The organism is Kribbella sp. NBC_00662, assembly GCF_041430295.1.
Classification (GTDB): Bacteria; Actinomycetota; Actinomycetes; order Propionibacteriales; family Kribbellaceae; genus Kribbella.
Genome location: NZ_CP109029.1, coordinates 6,408,446 through 6,426,565, shown reverse-complemented (window position 1 = coordinate 6,426,565; position 18,120 = coordinate 6,408,446). Strand labels below are relative to the sequence as shown.

Below are 18,120 nucleotides of genomic sequence, written 5' to 3'. Positions count from 1 at the left end.
TTCTCCCTATCCGGCGCGAGCTACCCCGGGGCGAGCTACCCGGCGCGGTTCAGTCGTCGTACGGCGAGCTCGGCCAGCAGAGCGGCGCCGTCCGGGAGGATGGAGTCGTCGAAGTCGGCCAAGGGGGAGTGGTTGTCGGCGGCGGCGTTCGGGTCGGCGGAGCGACAGGCGCTGAGGTTGAGGTAGACGCCGGGGATCTCCTCCAGCACATAGGAGAAGTCCTCCGCGCCGCAGCGTGGGTTGGGGCGTTCACGGAAGCGGTCGGCGCCGAAGAGGTCGACGATCGCGTCGCGCGCGAACTCGTACTCCGCGGTGTTGTTGACCGTCACCGGATAGCCGACCGTGTACTCGACCTCGGCCTTCAACCCGTGGGCGTCGGCCATCGACTCGGCTAGTTGCGTTGACACTAGTTGCACCTTCGCGCGGGACTCGGCCGAGAACGTCCGGACCGTCGCGTCGAAGAACGCGTCGTCCGGGATGATGTTCTCCTTCGTACCGCCCGCGATCCGCCCGACCGTGAGCACGACCGGGTCGAACACGTCGAACTGCCGCGTGATCATCGTCTGCAGCGCCCCGACGATCTCGCACAGCACCGGGATCGGATCCTTCCCGCGGTACGGCGTCGACCCATGCGTCCCCGCACCGATCACCCGGACGTGCAGCTGATCCGCCGCGGCCATGAACGAGCCCGGCTTGCTGCTCCACATCCCCAACGGCTGCGACGCCGACCCGACATGCAGACCGTACGCCGCGTCCGCCCGCCGGCCCGCCGCGTCGAGCACACCCTCGCGGATCATGATCGGTGCCCCGCCCGAGGTCTCCTCACCGGGCTGGAACATGAACACGACATCGCCGGGCAGCTCAGGCTGGAGAGCGCACAGCACCTTCGCAGCCCCCACCAGCCCGGCAACGTGCAGATCGTGGCCACAGGCATGCATCATCCCGGGATGCTGCGAGACGTACGGCACGTCCGTCCGCTCGGTCACCGGCAACGCATCCATGTCCCCGCGCAGCAGCACGACCGGCCCGGGCCCGCCACCGCCCCGCAGTACGGCGGTCACCGAGGACAGCTCCTTGCCGAGCGTGATCTCCAACGGCAACCCGGCCAGCGCCTCGAGGATCAGCTGCTGCGACTTCGGCAGCTCGAGGTCGTACTCCGGAACCTGGTGCAGCGCCCGCCGCAGCGCGACGATCTCGTCCCGGAACGTCTCGGCCAGCTCGCGCGTCCGGCTCATGCCTTCGGCCCCAGGTCCAGCGCCGACATCACCCGTTGCGCGCTGCCGCCCAGCTCGAGCAGCTCGACGAGATCGAGCCACCGCTCCGGATCCTTGATCTCGTGCGGGATCCGCGCGTCGTACGTCCCGACCGGCGCGTCCTTCGCGACCGCGACCACCTTCGGCGCGACGTCCAGGTAGTCGCTGTCCGCCAGGATCTTCTTCTTCACCCCCGGCGCCATCGGCGTACTCGGGTCGGCCGCGGCGGCGCGGATCGCATCCAGATCGCCGTACGCCGTGACGAGCGCGGCGGCCGTCTTCTCGCCGATCCCCTTCACCCCGGGCAGACCGTCGGAGGCATCCCCGCGCAGCGTGGCGAAGTCCGCGTACCGCTGAGCGGGAATCTCGTACTTCGCCAGCAGCGCCTTCTCGTCGTACACCTCCGCCCGGCCGACGCCCCGAGCTGCCGTGTAGATGATCCGGATGCCGCGGCTGTCGTCGATCAGCTGGAACAGATCGCGGTCGCCGGTGACGACGTCGACCGGCATCGTCGCCTGGTGCGACAGCGTGCCGATCACGTCGTCGGCCTCATGGTCCGGCGCGCCGACGATCGCGATGCCGATGGCCTCGAGGCACTCGCGGATGTACGGCACCTGCACCTCGAGCCGGTCCGGCACGTCCTCGACCTGCTCGCCCTTCGGCGTCACGAACTCGACCCGCTGCGCCTTGTACGACGGAATCAGCGCCACCCGCCAGGACGGCCGCCAGTTGTCGTCCCAGCACGCGACCAGATGGGTCGGCCGGTGGTTCTCGGCGAGTCGCGCGATGAAGTCGAGCAGCCCGCGGATCGCGTTGGTCGGCGTACCGTCGGCGGCCTTCATCGTGTCCGGCACGCCGAAGAACGCACGGAAGTAGAGCGACGCGGTGTCGAGCAGCATCAGGCGCTCGGGTGTCTCAGCCATGGGGCGATGCTTTCATGCCGGGGCGTCGCGGCAGTAGGGTCTCCAGGATGGAGGACCTGGACCGCAAGATCGTCGGGCTGCTCGCGTCCGACGGCAGGATGAGTTTCACCGACCTGGGCAAGGCGACCGGCCTGTCCACGTCGGCGGTGCATCAGCGGGTGAAGCGGCTCGAGCAGCGCGGCATCATCCAGGGGTACGCCGCGACCGTCGACCACACCGCGCTCGACCTGCCGCTGACCGCGCTGATCTCGATCCGGCCGATCGACCCGTCCCAGCCGGACGACTCACCCGAGCGGCTCCGTGAGGTTCGCGAGATCGAGTCCTGCTACTCGGTTGCCGGCGACTCCAGCTACATCCTGGTCGTGCGGGTCGCCTCGCCGGCCGCGCTGGAGAACCTGCTGGCCGTGATCCGCGCCCGGGCCAACGTCTCCACCACGACGACGATCGTGCTCAGCACGCCGTACGAGCGCCGGCCTCCCGCCCTGTGAGGGCGCTGCTGTCGGACCTGTTCAGCACGCTGATCCCCGGCGGTGACGCCGAGCGGGCTCTGGTCAACGAACGGATGGGGGCGGCGCTCGGGGTTGACGCGATCGCCTTCCAGCAGGAGTTCGACGCGGCGTCGTACGAGCGGTTCATCGGGGCGTACGGCGATCTGCCCAACACGCTCCGGGTGATCGCGGAACGCTGCGGCGGAAACCCGACCGACGAACAGGTGCAGGAGGCAACGAGTCTCCGCCGCGCCCTCGCCCAACGCCTGCTGAATGCGGCACCCGCGACAACGCTGAGCACGCTGGCCAGGTTCAAAGCAGCGGGCTGGAGGATCGGCCTGGTCAGCAACATCACCGCCGAGACCCAGCTCCAGTGGGCAGGTAGCCCGCTCGCGCCGTACTTCGACGCCACTGCGTTCTCCGCCGAGGTGGGGGCGGCCAAACCGGAGCCGGCCATCTACGTGACGGCGTGCAATGCGCTGGGCGTCGACCCCACCGAGTGCATTTATGTTGGCGACGGCAACGACAACGAACTGCCTGCCGCTGCGTCGCTCGGCATGCACGCCATCCGCACGCTGGAGCACGCCAACTCCGCTCCGCACTGGCCCGGCCCGACCATCAAGTCCTTCGCCGAGCTCAGCGAGTTGGCAGTCGCCCAGTAAACGCCTCCGGTGCCACCCCCTGCATTGGTGGCACCGAAGGCGGGATCAGGAGAGGTCGAGGGACTTCTGGGCCTCGGCGGCCGCGCGGGAGGCAGCGGCTCGTTGTTCGGCTTCGGCGAGGGTGGTGCCGGCGTGTTCGGTCCACCACTGCTGGCCCTCGACGGGGAGCGTGTCGATCGGGTCGTAGTACTCGTAGGTGCGGTTCAGCGCCTCGGGGTCCTGCTGCTCGATGCCGGTGCGGTAGTTCTTCTTCCAGTACGAGATGCCGCGGACCTCGTCGTACTCCGACAGTTGGTGCACCCAACGCTTGCCGACGTACGGGACGTCGCACACGATGCGCGGGGTCGCGAAGCCGGGGAGGTAGCCGAGGATGCCGTGCTGCAGGTGCTGCGCGTCGCGCACCGATACCCGCCAGTGCTCGGAGAACGGGATCATGTCGCACATGTAGAAGTAGTACGGCGTGATGTTCGCGCCGTCGAGCAGCGCGAAGCAGAGGTCGAGCAACTGCGGGATCGTGTCGTTGACACCGCGCATCAGCACGCCCTGGTTGCGGACGTCGCGCAGCCCTGCCTCCAGCATCGCCTTCGATGCCTCGGCGACGAGCGGGGTGACGGACTGCGCCGCGTTCACGTGCGTGTGCATCGCGATCATCACGCCCCGGTTGCGCGCCACCGAGGCAACGCGCTCGACGCCGGCCAGGACGTCGGACGAGAGCCAGTGCTGCGGCATGCCCATCAGCGCCTTGGTCGCGAGCCGGATGTCGCGGATGTTCTCGATCTCCAGCAGGTTCATCAGGAACGTCTCGAGCCGCGGCCACGGCATGTTCGCGACGTCGCCGCCGGAGACGACGACGTCCCGGACGCCCGGCGTACGGCGCAGGTAGTCGAGCATGTCGTCGAGCCGGGTCTGCGGTTTCGCGACGAATTTGAGCTTGTCGATCACCGGCGTCGAGTTCCCGACCAGGTCCATGCGGGTGCAGTGACCGCAGTACTGCGGGCACGTCGGCAGGATCTCCGCAAGGACCTTGGTCGGGTACCGGTGGGTCAACCCCTCCGTGGCCCACATCTCGTGCTCGTGCAACGAGTCCCGGGTTGCGTGCGGGTGCGACGGCCAGTCGGCGCGACGGTCGCTGAACACCGGCAGCATGTAGCGGCGGACCGGGTCCGCGTAGAAGGCCTCGGTGTAGTCACCTGCGTAATCGGCAGCACCGGACGGCACGATCGTGTTGAGCATCTGCGGCGGGAGCAGCATCGACATCGTCGCGCGCTCGGCCTGGTCCCGGGTCAGGTCGTCGTAGAACCGGTCCTCGAGCAGGTCGCCCATCACGTCGCGCAACTGCTTCACGTTCTTCACGCAGTGCGACCGCTGCCACTGCACCGAGCGCCACTCCTCGGCCGTGACGTCCTTCCAGCCGGGCAGGCGGGTCCAGTCCGGCTCCACCAGTTCGGCCCGCCGGTACGCGTACGGCTGGCCGTCGCCGGGCTCGGGACGAGCCAGCTCCGGGGTGATCAGGTCGGTCACGGGTGCCTCCGCTGGCCATAAGAATGATGCAGTAGGGGTTCTGCGGTCTCATGTGAGGATAGCGATAGAACTTCCCTCAGATCCAACAGTACGCCGCAAGAATTCTCGTCAAGGCGGGATCTGAGTAGTATTTTGCCCGACCGCTACGAGGAGGATCCGTGTCATCGAGCCCGGTAGGACTGCACCGCGTACTCGCGCCGTCGGGCGTGTTGCCGCAGGCGGCGGACACACTCGACGCACGCGCCGAGATCTGGCCCGACGAGGTCCGGATCGCGGTCGAGCGGCTCAACCTCGACGCCGCGTCGTACCGTCAGCTGGCCGAGGCGCACGACGGTGACGGTACGGCGATCCGCCGCGCGGTCCTGGACATCGTCAAGGCCCGCGGCAAGATGCAGAACCCGGTCACCGGCTCCGGCGGGATGCTCGTCGGCGTGGTCGACGAGGCCGGCCCGGACTCGCCGCTCGGCGTACAGAAGGGTGACCGTGTCGCGACCCTGGTCTCGCTGACGCTGACCCCGCTGCAGATCACCGACGAACTGAAGGACTGGGACGGGAAGAGCGAGCAGGTCCCGGCGCAAGGGCACGCGATCCTGTTCGCCCGCTCGATCGTCGCGAAGCTGCCGGACGACCTGAAACCCGAGCTCTCACTGGCCGTCATGGACGTCTGCGGCGCGCCGGCGCTGACCGCCCGCGTGGTCCGTTCGTATGTCGACAAAGGCACAAAGCCTGTCGTGTCAGTAATTGGCGGCGCAGGTAAATCCGGGTCGCTGTCGCTGGCCGCGGCGCGCTCGGCCGGAGCTGCCCGGACGATCGGGATCGTGCCGTTCCAGGCCGAGCACGACAAGCTGACCGAGGCAGGTATCGCCGATGTGGTCGCGCTGGCCGACGCCCGCGATCCGGTAGCTCTTGCAAAGGCGGTCGAGAAGGCCGGGGGACCCGCTGACATCACCGTCGTCTGCGTCGACGTACCTGGCTGCGAGCACGGCGCCGTACTGTCGACGGCCGCCGGCGGCACGGTGATCTTCTTCTCGATGGCGACGTCGTTCTCGGCCGCCGCGTTGGGCGCGGAAGGGCTGGCTGCGGACGTGACGATGCTGGTCGGCAACGGATACGTGCCGGGCCACGCGGACTTCGCGTTGGAGCTGTTGCGTGCCGAGCCGGGTGTCCGTGGTCTGTTCGAGAGCAGGCTGGCGGAGGATTAGTTCGTGCGCACACTTCTGACGAACGGTTCCGTCTATTCGCCCGCCGACCCCCATGCCACCGCGATCGCTTTCGACGACGGGGTGGTGACCTGGTTGGGTGACGACACCGGCGCGAGTTCGTACGCCGATGGCGCGGACGAGGTGATCGACCTCGACGGCAAGCTGGTCACGCCCGCGTTCGTCGACGCTCACGTGCACACTGCACAGACCGGCGCCCTCCTCACCGGACTCGATCTGGCCGGTACGACGTCCCTCACCGAGGCGCTCGATCGCCTGGCAGCCTTCGCTGCGAGCCTGCCTGAAGACGCGGTGATCGACGGCGCCGGGTGGGACGAAACGCAGTGGCCGGAGGGCCGGCCACCGACGGCCGAGGAACTCGATCGCGCAGGTGGCGGCCGCCGTGTCTACCTGTCCCGGGTCGACGGTCACTCCGGGGTGATCTCGTCCGCGCTGGTCGCCGCGGCGCAAGGCGCTGACTCGGGTGCCCGGCTCGAAGGCTACGACCCGAGCGGTCGCGTCGAGCGGGATGCACACCACGCCGTCCGGGATGCGTTGAGCGCGCTGATCGGACCGGACCAGCGTCGTCTGGACATCCAGGCCGCGTTGAAACACATGGCAAGCAAGGGCATCGGTGCCTTCCACGAGATGGCCGCGCCGCACATCGGCCCGCTGTGGGAGCTGCCGCTGGTGCGTGAGGTCGCGGACGACCTCGGCCTGTCCGCAACCCTGTACTGGGGTGAGCCCGGCGTCTTCGAGCACGTCGGCACCTACGGCCTCGCCGGTCTGGCCGGTGACCTCAACGCCGACGGCGCCCTGGGCTCGCGGACGGCGGCGCTGAAGACGCCGTACGCCGATCGTGCGGATCACCGTGGTCACGCCTACCTGACGGCCGAGCAGATCGCCGAGCACGTGATCGCGTGCACCGAGCGGAACGTGCAGGCCGGGTTCCACTGCATCGGCGACCAGGCGCTCGAGAACATCGCCCGCGGCTTCGAGCTCGCTGCCGAGAAGGTCGGCATCCAGGCGCTCGTCGCGGCGCGGCACCGACTGGAGCATGTCGAAATGGTCGATGAGGCAACGATCGCCACGTTGGGCCGCTGCGGTGTCGTGGCCAGCGTGCAGCCGATGTTCGACGGCCTGTGGGGCGGCCCGGACGGCATGTACGCCGAGCGTGTGGGCGATCGCTGGCAGGGCATGAATCCGTTCGGTTCGCTGGCGCGCGCAGGCGTCGTACTCGCGTTCGGATCGGACGCGCCGGTGACCGAGCTGGGCGGGTGGGACGCGGTCCGGGCGGCCGCGTTCCACCATGAGAAGTCAGAGCGGATCACCGTCCGCGCCGCGTTCCAGGCGCACACCCGCGGCGGTTGGCGGGCCGCGGGCATCGACGACGCCGGAGTGCTCGCGCCGAGCACGGCCGCGACGTACGCGATCTGGGAGACCGACGCCGACCTGGTGGTGCAGACGCCGGACGAGCGCGTCGCCGCGTGGTCGACGGACCCGCGTGCGGGGGTGCCGGTGCTTCCGGATCTGAGTGAAGGTACGCCGACCTGCTTGCGGACCGCTGTCGGCGGCCGCGTGATCTATGAAGTCGAGGGATGGTCCCAGTGACTGGTGCAGTGAAGAAGCTCGACCTTGATCCGGTCACCGTCCGGAAGGCCCGCAGTCTGGCCCGCAAGGCCGGCAAGCCGATCGTCAACCTGGCCCAGCAGCACACCACGGTGTCGGTCGAGCGAGCCGTACTGCGGCTTGCCGGGCTGACCGGCGCGGATACCGAAGGCATTCCGTGGGTGAACCGCCTCGCAGACACCGTCCGTGCCGATGTCGGGCTGGAGCACGGTCTCGCGCTGCCGGTCTGGGACGCGCTCGTCCGTGGTGAGGCCGAGGACCTGGCCGTGCTGGCCCAGAAGGCCGCGTCCGGTTCGGTGACGTTCCGGATGCCCGAGGGACGCGACGCCGTACGCGCTCGGACCGCCGCCCGGAAGATGGCGGCCGCCGGGATGAAGCGGATCGACGGCCGGCGCCGCGAGCGCGACCGGCTGATCAAGCGGCACGGCGACCCGAAGCAGCGGCCGTGGATCTACCTGATCGTTGCCACCGGCGACATTTACGAGGACATCCCGCAGGCACAGGCGGCCGCGCGGGAGGGCGCGGACATCATCGCGGTGATCCGGTCGACCGGGCAGTCGCTGCTCGACTATGTCCCGGAGGGCGCGACCCGTGAGGGCTTCGCCGGCACCTACGCCACGCAAGAGAACTTCCGGCTGATGCGTGCGGCGCTGGACGACTCGTCCCGCGAGTTGGGGCGCTATGTCCGGCTCACCAACTACGCGTCCGGGCTGTGTATGCCGGAGATCGCGACGCTGGCCGGGCTCGAGCGGCTCGACATGATGCTGAACGACTCGATGTACGGGATCCTGTTCCGCGACATCAACCCGATCCGGACGTTTGTCGACCAGCGGTTCAGCCGGCAGATCCACGCTCGCGCGGGGATCATCATCAACACCGGCGAGGACAACTACCTGACCACGGCCGACGCGGTCGAGGCAGCGCACACGGTGACGGTCTCGCAGCTGCTGAACGAGTACTTCGCCAAGGAAGCCGGCCTCGAGGACTGGCAGCTCGGCCTCGGGCACGCATTCGAGATCAACCCGGACCTGCCGGACTCGTTCCGGATGGAGCTCGCGCACGCGATGCTGGCCCGGCAGCTGTTCCCGAACGCGCCGCTGAAATGGATGCCGCCGACCCGGCACATGACCGGCGACGTGTTCCGCGGGTACCTGCTGGACGGCTTCTTCAACCTGGTCGGCGCGATGACCGGGCAGGGGATCCTGCTGGTCGGGATGATGACCGAGGCGGTCGTGACGCCGTGGATCTCCGACCGCGACCTGGCCCTGCAGAACGTCCGCTACGTGTTGGGTGCCGCAGGCAACCTTCACGAGGACTTCCGGCCGGAGCCGAACGGGTTCATCGCCCAGCGGGCGCGGCAGGTGCTGGGGGAGTCGGTGGAGCTACTGGAGGAGATCGTCGACGACGGTCTGCTGAACGCGATCGGCGACGGCACCTTCGGATTGATGAAACGTCCTCAGGACGCGGGGCGCGGGCTCGACGGCGTGGCTCGCAAGTCGCCGGAGTACTACAACCCGGCCATCGAGCTGCTGGAGGAGAAGTGAGCATCATCCGGCCGTACGGCGACACCACCGGTGACGGAATGGTGCAGCTGTCGTTCACGCTCCCGGTCCCGCACGACAAGCGGGCCGAGGGCGCCGCGGTCCAGCTGGCCAACAAGATGGGCATGGATCCCGCCCTGGTCGTGCATTCGAAGCCGATCGGCCCGGACTTCACGTTCTTCGTGGTCTACGGCCCGGTGAACCACCTGGTCGACACGTCGAAGGTCGAGGTGATCGAGCGCGACTACCCGCTGCTGTCGCCGAAGGAGGTCAACCTCGCGATCCGGAAGGGCCTCCGGCGGCGGCTGACGGTGGTCGGCGCCTGCATCGGCACCGATGCGCACACGGTCGGTATCGACGCGATCCTGAACATCAAGGGCTTCGCCGGCGAGAAGGGCCTGGAGTACTACCGCGAGCTGAAGGTCGTGAACCTCGGCGCGCAGGTCGCCGTACCCGAGCTGGTCCGTCGCGCGAAGGCCGACAAGGCGGACGCGATCCTGGTCTCCCAGGTGGTCACGCAGCGCGAGGCGCACGTGCTCAACACCAAGGAGATGTCCGCGGCCTTCCGGGAGGCCTATGCCGAGGACGCCCGGCCGGTATTAGTTGCTGGCGGCCCCCGTTTCACCGAGCAGATGGCCGGCGAGCTCGGGGTCGACCGGGTGTTCGGCCGCGGTACCACGCCGGGTGAGGTGGCCAGCTATCTGGTCGATGCCCTGGTGACGAAGAAGGTTCCAGCGAAGAGGAGCGCATAGGTGTCGAAGGCAACCATCGGGCTGACCGTCACGCATCGGCGGTACGTGCCCTACAGCCACGCCCACTACGCCGGGAATCTGGTCGACGGGGCGTACGTGCTGGGGCTGTTCGGTGACGTCGCGACCGAGGTGTGCATCCAGTCCGACGGCGACGAGGGGCTGTTCGCGTCGTACTCCGACGTGCAGTTCCTGCAGCCGCTGCGGGCCGGTGACGTTGTGGAGGTGAAGGCAACGATCACCCGGGTCGGCAACCGCAGCCGTGACCTCGAGTTCAGCGCGTACGTCGTCTGCCGGGGCCGTCCGGACAAGTCCGGGTCGGCGGCCGAAGTACTGGCCGAACCGCTTGTGATCACACGCGCAAAGGGAACCGTCGTCGTACCGGTTGAGTGACGATTGGTTGCCCTGGGTAACGATCACGTGGAGTGCCGAGACCGCTCTGTAACGTGACCCGGATGAGAGTTCCTCGTTTTCCCTTGCGGGGCAGGCGATAGTGTTACAACGGGCTCAAGGAGCCGGGGGAGAGGTTGACACCGTCGCCGCCAGCGAGCATCGTTTTGGGAGTCGTCATATCCCGTTTGTTCAACGGTCACAAGAAGTTCGGCCACCGATGATCCCGCGACGCTGACCAGGTCAGAGCCAGGCTTGAGTCGACGGGGGCTGAGATTGCCGGTGGTTAGCCCCCCGCGGGGCAGAGGTGGAAGAGGCTCGGCGGCCAGTAGACAACAGCCGGACGGTTCGCAGCCAGCGCATCGTCGGTTGGTCCGAAGGCACGCTGAGCCTCTTTCCTCTATCTACGGACCTGTGAACGGCGCCGAAAACGAGGCCTTCTCACTTCGTCGCGCTGTGCTGACGCCCCTTCACTTTCCGCATTCGGTGCCCAATGGCTACTGACCGGATACATTCGCGTGCCCCGGACGTTGTACGGTCGTGCGACCGGTATCGGCCGGGATGTGAGGACAAAGGGGTACGGCGTGGACCGATTGAAGGCTCTGGGGCGGGTCCTGCCGAGAGTGGTGCTGGCGGTCGCCGCCGGCGCACTGCTCGGCTTCGCGTTCGAACCGCATGATCACCCCGGGCTGACGATCGTCGCCGTACCGCTGCTGCTGGCCGCGCTGGACGGCATCTCGATGAAGGCCGGCTTCCTCGTCGGCGCCGGGTTCGGCATCACGTACTACGCGGTCCTGGTGCCGTGGCTGAGTGTGATCGGCGGCGACGCGGCGATCGCGCTCGCCGTACTCGAGGGGCTGTTCTATGCGGTCTTCGGGTTGTTCGCGACGCAGGTGCTGAAGCTGAAGCTGTGGATGTTGTGGATCCCGGCCCTGTGGGTGGCGACCGAGTTCGCGACGGCGTCCGTGCCGTTCGGCGGATTCCCGTGGGGGCGGCTCGCGTGGGCCTTCTCGGATGTGTCGCTGGGCAAGCTCGCGGCGTACGTCGGGATCCCTGGGCTGAGCTTCGTCGTCGCTCTCGTGGGTGTTCTGGTGTACGCCGTCCTCCGTCGCGCGAGCGGGCTGCGGTTGCGGGCCGTGGCGCTGGTCGCCGGGCTGGCGATCGTGTTCGGGAGCTCGCTGATCCACCTGTCGATCGAGGGCGACGGCAAGACCGTGAAGGCCGCGATGGTGCAGGGCAACGTGCCCGGCAAGGGGCTGGAGTTCCTGGGCCGCGCCCGTACGGTCACGAAGAACCACATGAACGCGACGCTCGACCTGGAGAGGCGGGTCCAGGCCGGTACGGAGATGAAGCCGGATCTGGTGATCTGGCCGGAGAACTCGACGGACATCGACCCGTACAAGGACGACGAGACCCGGGCCGACATCGAGGAGGCCGTCCGCGCGGTCGGCGTACCGATCCTCGTCGGTGCGGTCACCGAGGGGCCCGGTCCTAACGAGCGGCAGACGACGGGCATCGTGTGGGATCCGGTCACTGGGCCGGGACAGCGGTACGCGAAGCGGCACCCGGTGCCGTTCGGTGAGTACATCCCGTTCCGCAACCAGCTCCTGCCGTACATCAAGCGGCTCGAGATGATCGGGGCACAGACGGTGCCGGGCGTCGGGCCTGGGGTGATGCCGATCAAGGGCGTCACGTACGGCGACGTGATCTGCTTCGAGCTCGCGTACGACAACGTGATCCAGGACGTGGTGAAGGGCGGCGCGCAGGTCCTGATCGTGCAGACCAACAACGCGACGTACGGCGGGACGGGTCAGCCCGAGCAGCAGTTCGCGATCACCCGGATGCGCGCGATCGAGACGGGCCGGACCGTGCTGATCGCGTCGACGAGCGGGATCTCCGGCGTGATCCGCCCGGACGGGACGGTCGAGCACAAGTCCGGCCAGTTCGTGTCCGACGTGTACGTCGCGACCGTGCCGGTCCGGGATGGTCAGACACTGGCGACGACGCTGGGCGCCTGGCCGCAGTGGATCCTGACCGGGCTCGGTCTGATCGGCCTGATCCTGGGCCTGGTGAACCGCCGGCGTCGCCGCGGCGACGACCAGGAACCCCCACCCGCCCCTGATTCCACCCGGACTCGCGAGAAGGTCCCGGCCTGACCTGTAACACTGGGGTCAGTCGCTCGGAGGGTTGAGACATGCCTTGGTTCATCGCGCTGGCGCTGCTGGTGGTGCCGATCCTGGAGATCTACGTGATCATCCAGATCGGCCAGGTCATCGGCGGCTGGCCTACAGTCGCGCTGCTGTTGGTCGAGAGCGCCCTCGGTGCGTGGATCATCAAGCGCGAGGGGCGGCGTGCGTGGAACGCTTTGCAGTCGGCCTTCCAGACCGGCAAGATGCCCGGGCGGGAGCTGTCCGACGCCGCGCTGATCCTGGTCGGCGGCACGCTGCTCCTGACGCCTGGCTTCGTCACCGACATCTTCGGCTTCTTCTTCGTCCTCCCGTTCACCCGGCCACTGGCCCGCCGAGCCATGTCGTCGTTCTTCAACCGCCGCATCACCACCCAGCTGGGCGGAGCCGGCCTGGGCGGCTTCATCCCAGGCACCCCGCCGACCCCACCACGTCAGTCGTCCGACGACGTGATCCAGGGCGAGGTCATCGACCCGGACAAGAAGTAGCCCCTCGCGGGGTAAGCCCCCGCGGGCTACGCAGACGCTTCCTTCGTCGCTGCGCTCCTCAGCGCGCCTGCTTCGCGCGCTCCCACCCACCCCGGCTCATCGCCGTGCTCCCTTTCCGGCTGTCGGCGGTGTGCCGGTTTCGCCGGAGTGGCGCGCAGGGCGTTCCCGAGTGGTGGTGCAGGGAGAGGATGGGTGTGGGGTGACCGGAGGGGGTGGGTGGGGGAGACTGGCGGGGTGACGAGGGTCGGTGGGCGGGTGGTGGGGTGGTTGCGCCGGCGTGACAGCGGGCTGGCTGCTACTCGGCGGGCGGGGCGGACGGCGTTGGTGATGCCTACGTTGTTTGCGTTTTGTGCAGAAGTGCTGCGGGCGCCTGTCGTGGCGACCTTTGCGGCCTTCGGGGCATTCGCGATGTTGTTGCTCGTCGACTTCACCGGGAGCACGATTCAGCGGCTGCGCGCGCAGGTTCAGCTCGCGATCGCGTGGCTGGTGCTCGTAACGCTTGGGACGCTGGCGGGGCAGTCTGTGTGGTCTGCGATCGTCGGCACGGTTGTTGTCGGGTTCGGCGTACTGTTCCTTGGCGTCGTCAGCTCGGTGCTCGCAGGTGCGAGTACTTCGTTGCTGCTGGCCTTCATCCTCTCGGTGGCCACACCGACACCGGTGTCGATGCTGCCGGACCGACTCGCCGGCGTCGCGATCGCGGGGCTGGGGGCGGTCCTCGCCGTCTGGCTGCTCTGGCCGAGAGTCGCAATCGACCCGCTGGGCGCACCGGCGGCGCGAGTGTGTCGAGCCGCCGCGATGCAGCTTCGCGCGGAAGCCAGCGACACCGTCGAGGTCTGCACGATGCGGACCGAACAGACCGCAAACCTCATCAAAGAACTCCGTCGTACGTTCACCGCGACGCCGTACCGCCCGACCGGCCTGTCCACCGGCTCCAGAGCGATGGTCCGCCTCGTCGACGAACTCACATGGCTGACCACGATCCTCAACGAGTCCGGCCCGGTCGCCGCCCGAGGCGCCGCCGACGACCCGGACTCGTCAGCGGTTCACTTCGCCGCGGCGAACGTGCTGGAGCTCAGCGCCGAACTGCTGGAAGACCCGGCCCTCGCCCCGGACAAACTGTCCGCCGCGACAGCAGAGCTTCGGGACGCCGTCACCGCGCTCGAGAAGGGCGCCGTCGCGCGGCTCCCGGCCACTGTGGGTACGCCGATGGCGGCCTTCTTCAGCGCGCTCAATGTGTCCTTCCGGGCGCAGGAGCTCGCATTCGGCGTCCTGCTGATCGGGCAGAACGTCGAGACCGCTCGGGTCGCGGACCAGCGCGGCTGGACCGACCGTCTCCTCGGCCGCGAGCCGAAGTCACTGACAGCGCCCTTCGCCAGCGCCGCGGAACGCGCCGCCGCGCACCTCGAGCCGCATTCGGTCTGGCTCCACAACAGCATCCGCGGCGCGGTCGGTCTCGCGATCGCGGTCGGCGTGGCCAACTTCACCGGCGTCGCGCACGGCTTCTGGGTCATCCTCGGCGCCTTGTCGGTACTCCGTTCGAACGCGCTCAACACCGGCCAGAACGCCTACCGCGCGGTCGGCGGTACGGTCGTCGGCTCGGTCCTCGGCGCGGGCCTGCTCGCGCTGATCGGCGAGAACCGGATCGCGTTGTGGATCCTGCTGCCGATCGCGGTCCTGTTCGCCGGCATCGTCCCGGCAGCGGTCTCGTTCGCAGCCGGGCAGGCAGCGTTCACCGTGACGCTGGTGATCCTGTTCAACATCGCCGCGCCGGAAGGCTGGTCGCTGATCCTGTTCCGCATCGAGGACATCGCGCTCGGCTGCGCCGTCAGCGTCCTCGTCGGACTCCTGTTCTGGCCACGAGGGGCATCCGCCGCAGTCGGCAAGGCGCTCGCCGAGGCGTACGTCGACAGCGCGAACTACCTCGTCGGCGCCGTCTCCTTCGGCGTCTCGTGCTGCGTCCCCGGCTCCCGCCCCACCACCCCGCAGGACAGCCGCCGGGCCGCCGCCGCAGCACGCCGCCTCGACGACGCGTTCCGCACGTACCTCGCCGAGCGCGGCCCGAAGCCGATCCCGCTCAGCGAGATGACAGCGCTCGTCAGTGGCGTCGTAGCGGTCCGCCTGGCCGCCGACGCCGTACTCGAGTTGTGGGAGCGGTACGCCGACGGCCAGCCGCCGTCCGAGGATCGTGCTGCCGCCCAGTCCGCTCTGCTCGCGTTGGCGGACCGACTGCTCGAGTGGTACACCACGCTCGCCGGCGCCCTCGACGTACAAGGCAAAATCCCCGAGCCGCTCGCCTACGACCACGAGACCAAGCACCGGCTGGTCGAGGCGGTTCGCCGCGACCTGTACGACGCCGACGGCCGCGCAACGCCGACCGCGATCCGGATGCTCTGGACCGCCGATCACCTGGAGGTCGTACGCCGCCTCCAGCCGGGTCTCACGACTGCGGCCGACGAGACTGTTACTGCGTGAGGCTGTTGCCGATGAACGCCAGGGTCCGCGCCTCGACCTGACGCAGCTGCGACTCGGTCAGGTCGCGGAGAGGCCCATGAGTCGTGAGGGTCGCCGTGCCGTGGACGGTCGCCCAGATGGGGTATTCGATGCCCTCGCGTCGTTCCGGGGACAGAACTCCAGCCTCGACCAACTCGTCCAGCGCGGCGCCAAGGAGGCCGAGAGGGGTGCGGTCGGGCTCGTTGGACGCGCCGTACGCGTGCTGCGCAGGAAGGGCGTACGCCGCGGCGAACAGGCCGGGCTCCTCGTGGGCGAAGCGCAGGTAGGCAGTGCCGATCGCGCCCAGGCGACGTTGGGCGGCAGCGGGGTTGCCGCGCTTGCCGCGCACGCGGGCGATCTCGGCGGTCATCCGGTCGGCCAGCTCGAGCATGGCCGCGGCACAGACCTCGGCGAGTAGTTCGTCGCGGTCGGCGAAATGCCGGTAGGCAGCGTTCGGTACGACGCCGACCGCGCGGGTCGCCTCCCGGAGTACGACGGCGTCGGGGCCGCCGGCGCGAGCCAGTTCGACCCCGGCCGCGACCAGGCCGGCGCGGACGTCACCGCGCGGACGCCGTCGTCGGGGCGGAGCTTGCGGTGCTGGATCGGCCGTGGTCACGCGGTCAGGATAGCAATGTGGACACTGTCCACCAAGCAGGCTAATGTGGACACTGTCCACTAAAGAGGGAGGCGTCCGATGGACGGGAACACAGTCGCTGAACCAGGGCGGCAACAGGACAAGGCGTTGGTGACGGCGGAGGAATGGTTCGGCGGCGGTGAGCGCCGCTGGTACGACGCGGAGTCGGCCCGGCTCTTGTCCCATGCGGAAGGGGAGGCGAGGAGCGGGCTGATCAGGGTCTTCGGCCGGAAGACCGGTGCGGTGAGTCCGGATTCGGTGTGGCTGACGATGCTGCCCGGATTCCCCGAAGGCTCGTACGGCTGGGCGCAGGTCGATCGGCTCTTGCCGGAGAGGCTCGGTCCACGCCTGTATGTCGATCCGGTGGGGCAGGGTGACTCCGACAAGCCGAGGGGGTATGCGTACTCGACCGTGGAGCGGGCCGATCTGATCGGGGCCTGGTGGCGGCACCTCGGCGTGCGTCGTACCGTCGTGGTCACGTTCGACTACACGTCGCTGGCGCTGCTCGAGTTGTTGCGCCGGCAGTTGGAGCGGCCAGGTGGGCCGGTGATCACTGCGGCGTTCATGGTCAATGGCGGCTTGTTCGCGGACTCGCATTCACATCCGTTGCGAGGCACTCCGCTGCTGAGGTCGCCGCTCGGCGTGCTGGTGGCGAAGGGCTCGCAGAAGTCGGCGGTGACCTTCGCGCAGGGATTCAAGCAGGCACAGATGTACTCGCGCGGCCACGAGCCGAGTGAGGCCGAGATCGCCGAGACGTGGTCGGCGCTGGTGCGGCGAGACGGCGCGAGGTTCCTGCACGAGGGCGCAGGCTTCGTGAAGGAACACCGCCGCAACGCTGGGCGTTGGGATCTTGCCGCGATCGCCCGTGAACTGAACGGCTCCGTCGCCCTCACCGTCGGCGGCAGCACCGAGGACCCGTACGAACACCGCCAGGTCGACGCCACCCGCGAACGGGTCCCCGAGGCCGACATCGTCACGTTCCCCGGCGGCCACCTCACCACCAGCGAACAGCCGGCTCTCCTCGCGGACGCAATCACCCGCATCGCCGTTCAGCACGGCATCAAGGAGACCTCCTGACATGCGAACCATCCCCAAGAACGTTGTCAATCGTCGTGGAACACTCAAGGAGGCTGTGGCATGAAGGACTCAACTCTTCCCGCGCAGTATGTGACCGGGAATGTGCGGGACGGGATCAGTGCGGCTCTTGTTGCTGCGGGCAAGGACTTGGGTGGGTTGAAGCCGGCTGACCTTGCACTGGTCGAGGACTACCACACCGGTGGCCGGCCGGCGACGGTGCAGTTGGTGGATCTGCTCGGGCTGACGCCGGACAGCGAGGTGCTCGACGACGGTTCAGGCATCGGCGGTACGGCGCGATACCTGGCCGACCGCTTCGGCTGCGGGGTGACTGCGGTGGATCTGTCCGACGAGTACTGCGAGACCGCGCAATGGCTCAACCGCCTCGTCGGCCTGGACGACAAGATCGTCGTACGCCAAGGTGACGTGACCTCGCTGCCGCTCGACGACGCATCCGTCGATGTCGTCTTCAGCCAGCATGTGCAGATGAACGTGGCGCGGAAGGACCGCCTCTACCAAGAGGCCAGACGGGTACTGCGGGACGGCGGCCGGCTCGCGCTCTGGGACATCATGGCCGGCGACGGCCGTGAACTCGACTACCCGCTGCCTTGGGCGGACGGCCCCGAGCACAGCTACCTCGTCCCGCCGAACGTCGTGCGCACCGAAATCGAGTCAGCCGGCTTCACCGTCGAGCACTGGGAGGATCTCACCGAGCAGGTCGGCGCGATGATGCGGATGATCCAGTCTCAACCACCGAACCCACTCGGCCTGCACGCCTTCGTTCCGACGTTCCGCGAGCGGGTGAAACACCTGACCGAGGCCCTCTCCGACGGTCGCGTCCGCGCCATCCAGGCGGTGGCCCGGTCAGTGACCGCGGCGTCCTGAGCGAGGGA

At 68.6% G+C, this 18,120-nt stretch carries 16 protein-coding genes; 12 read left to right on the top strand and 4 right to left on the bottom strand.

Features of this window, described 5'->3' with window-relative positions:
* Positions 1-35: 35 nt before the first annotated feature.
* Positions 36-1,235, bottom strand: a complete 1,200-nt coding sequence (locus OHA10_RS31830) for a M20 family metallopeptidase (RefSeq protein WP_371402457.1) — start codon at positions 1,233-1,235, stop codon at positions 36-38.
* Positions 1,232-2,152, bottom strand: a complete 921-nt coding sequence (locus tag OHA10_RS31825; protein ID WP_371408014.1) for a 5'-3' exonuclease H3TH domain-containing protein — start codon at positions 2,150-2,152, stop codon at positions 1,232-1,234. Before OHA10_RS31825 ends, OHA10_RS31830 begins: the two co-directional genes overlap by 4 nt.
* A 71-nt stretch (positions 2,153-2,223) precedes the next feature.
* Here OHA10_RS31825 and OHA10_RS31820 point away from each other — a divergent pair, with 71 nt between their 5' ends.
* Both OHA10_RS31820 and OHA10_RS31815 read left to right on the top strand, forming a co-directional pair.
* Complete coding sequence (locus OHA10_RS31820; RefSeq protein WP_328999880.1) at positions 2,224-2,664, top strand: Lrp/AsnC family transcriptional regulator; 441 nt, start codon at positions 2,224-2,226, stop codon at positions 2,662-2,664.
* Entirely contained in the window at positions 2,661-3,326 is a 666-nt protein-coding gene (locus OHA10_RS31815; RefSeq protein ID WP_371402456.1) for an HAD family hydrolase, read from the top strand. The genes OHA10_RS31820 and OHA10_RS31815 overlap by 4 nt, the downstream gene beginning before the upstream one ends.
* A 45-nt stretch (positions 3,327-3,371) precedes the next feature.
* Here the strand turns inward: OHA10_RS31815 and OHA10_RS31810 are convergent, their stop codons facing one another.
* Positions 3,372-4,847 (bottom strand): KamA family radical SAM protein, encoded by a 1,476-nt coding sequence (locus tag OHA10_RS31810; protein ID WP_371402455.1) that lies wholly within the window; start codon positions 4,845-4,847, stop codon positions 3,372-3,374.
* Between the two features lie 158 nt (positions 4,848-5,005).
* Between OHA10_RS31810 and OHA10_RS31805 the strand changes: the two genes are divergently transcribed.
* The 8 genes from OHA10_RS31805 (at position 5,006) to OHA10_RS31770 (ending at position 15,501) form a co-directional block, all read left to right on the top strand.
* The gene (locus OHA10_RS31805) at positions 5,006-6,049 is read left to right on the top strand and encodes an L-erythro-3,5-diaminohexanoate dehydrogenase (protein ID WP_371402454.1); all 1,044 of its coding nucleotides are present in this window, start codon (positions 5,006-5,008) and stop codon (positions 6,047-6,049) included.
* Positions 6,050-6,052: 3 nt separating this feature from the next.
* Positions 6,053-7,657: an amidohydrolase gene (locus tag OHA10_RS31800; RefSeq protein ID WP_371402453.1), complete on the top strand. Its 1,605-nt coding sequence runs from the start codon at positions 6,053-6,055 to the stop codon at positions 7,655-7,657.
* Positions 7,654-9,219 (top strand): lysine 5,6-aminomutase subunit alpha, encoded by a 1,566-nt coding sequence (locus tag OHA10_RS31795; RefSeq protein ID WP_371402452.1) that lies wholly within the window; start codon positions 7,654-7,656, stop codon positions 9,217-9,219. Before OHA10_RS31800 ends, OHA10_RS31795 begins: the two co-directional genes overlap by 4 nt.
* The gene (locus OHA10_RS31790; RefSeq protein WP_137256788.1) at positions 9,216-9,968 is read left to right on the top strand and encodes an OAM dimerization domain-containing protein; all 753 of its coding nucleotides are present in this window, start codon (positions 9,216-9,218) and stop codon (positions 9,966-9,968) included. Before OHA10_RS31795 ends, OHA10_RS31790 begins: the two co-directional genes overlap by 4 nt.
* Complete coding sequence (locus tag OHA10_RS31785) at positions 9,969-10,358, top strand: hotdog domain-containing protein (protein WP_371402451.1); 390 nt, start codon at positions 9,969-9,971, stop codon at positions 10,356-10,358.
* A gap of 581 nt (positions 10,359-10,939) precedes the next feature.
* Positions 10,940-12,511 (top strand): apolipoprotein N-acyltransferase, encoded by a 1,572-nt coding sequence (lnt, locus tag OHA10_RS31780; protein ID WP_371402450.1) that lies wholly within the window; start codon positions 10,940-10,942, stop codon positions 12,509-12,511.
* 38 nt (positions 12,512-12,549) lie between these two features.
* Positions 12,550-13,029, top strand: a complete 480-nt coding sequence (locus tag OHA10_RS31775) for an FxsA family protein (protein ID WP_371402449.1) — start codon at positions 12,550-12,552, stop codon at positions 13,027-13,029.
* A 357-nt stretch (positions 13,030-13,386) separates the two neighbouring features.
* Complete coding sequence (locus tag OHA10_RS31770) at positions 13,387-15,501, top strand: FUSC family protein (RefSeq protein WP_371402448.1); 2,115 nt, start codon at positions 13,387-13,389, stop codon at positions 15,499-15,501.
* On the opposite strand, the gene OHA10_RS31765 is transcribed toward OHA10_RS31770, so the two are convergent.
* Positions 15,491-16,135 carry a TetR/AcrR family transcriptional regulator gene (locus OHA10_RS31765; RefSeq protein WP_371402447.1) on the bottom strand — a complete coding sequence of 215 codons (645 nt, stop codon included), beginning with the start codon at positions 16,133-16,135 and terminating at the stop codon, positions 15,491-15,493. The genes OHA10_RS31770 and OHA10_RS31765 overlap by 11 nt on opposite strands.
* A 78-nt stretch (positions 16,136-16,213) precedes the next feature.
* On the opposite strand from OHA10_RS31765, the gene OHA10_RS31760 reads away from it, so the two are divergent.
* Positions 16,214-17,230, top strand: a complete 1,017-nt coding sequence (locus tag OHA10_RS31760; protein ID WP_371402446.1) for an alpha/beta fold hydrolase — start codon at positions 16,214-16,216, stop codon at positions 17,228-17,230.
* Between the two features lie 60 nt (positions 17,231-17,290).
* Positions 17,291-18,112 (top strand): class I SAM-dependent methyltransferase, encoded by an 822-nt coding sequence (locus OHA10_RS31755; protein ID WP_371402445.1) that lies wholly within the window; start codon positions 17,291-17,293, stop codon positions 18,110-18,112.
* Positions 18,113-18,120: the final 8 nt, after the last annotated feature.

What these genes read in the sequence shown, in the direction of transcription:
- OHA10_RS31830 (WP_371402457.1), bottom strand. Translation starts at nt 1,235, where the DNA reads ATGAGCCGGACGCGCGAGCTGGCCGAGACGTTCCGGGACGAGATCGTC.
- OHA10_RS31825 (WP_371408014.1), bottom strand. Translation starts at nt 2,152, where the DNA reads ATGCTGCTCGACACCGCGTCGCTCTACTTCCGTGCGTTCTTCGGCGTG.
- OHA10_RS31820 (WP_328999880.1), top strand. Translation starts at nt 2,224, where the DNA reads ATGGAGGACCTGGACCGCAAGATCGTCGGGCTGCTCGCGTCCGACGGC.
- OHA10_RS31775 (WP_371402449.1), top strand. Translation starts at nt 12,550, where the DNA reads ATGCCTTGGTTCATCGCGCTGGCGCTGCTGGTGGTGCCGATCCTGGAG.
- OHA10_RS31760 (WP_371402446.1), top strand. Translation starts at nt 16,214, where the DNA reads ATGGACGGGAACACAGTCGCTGAACCAGGGCGGCAACAGGACAAGGCG.
- OHA10_RS31755 (WP_371402445.1), top strand. Translation starts at nt 17,291, where the DNA reads ATGAAGGACTCAACTCTTCCCGCGCAGTATGTGACCGGGAATGTGCGG.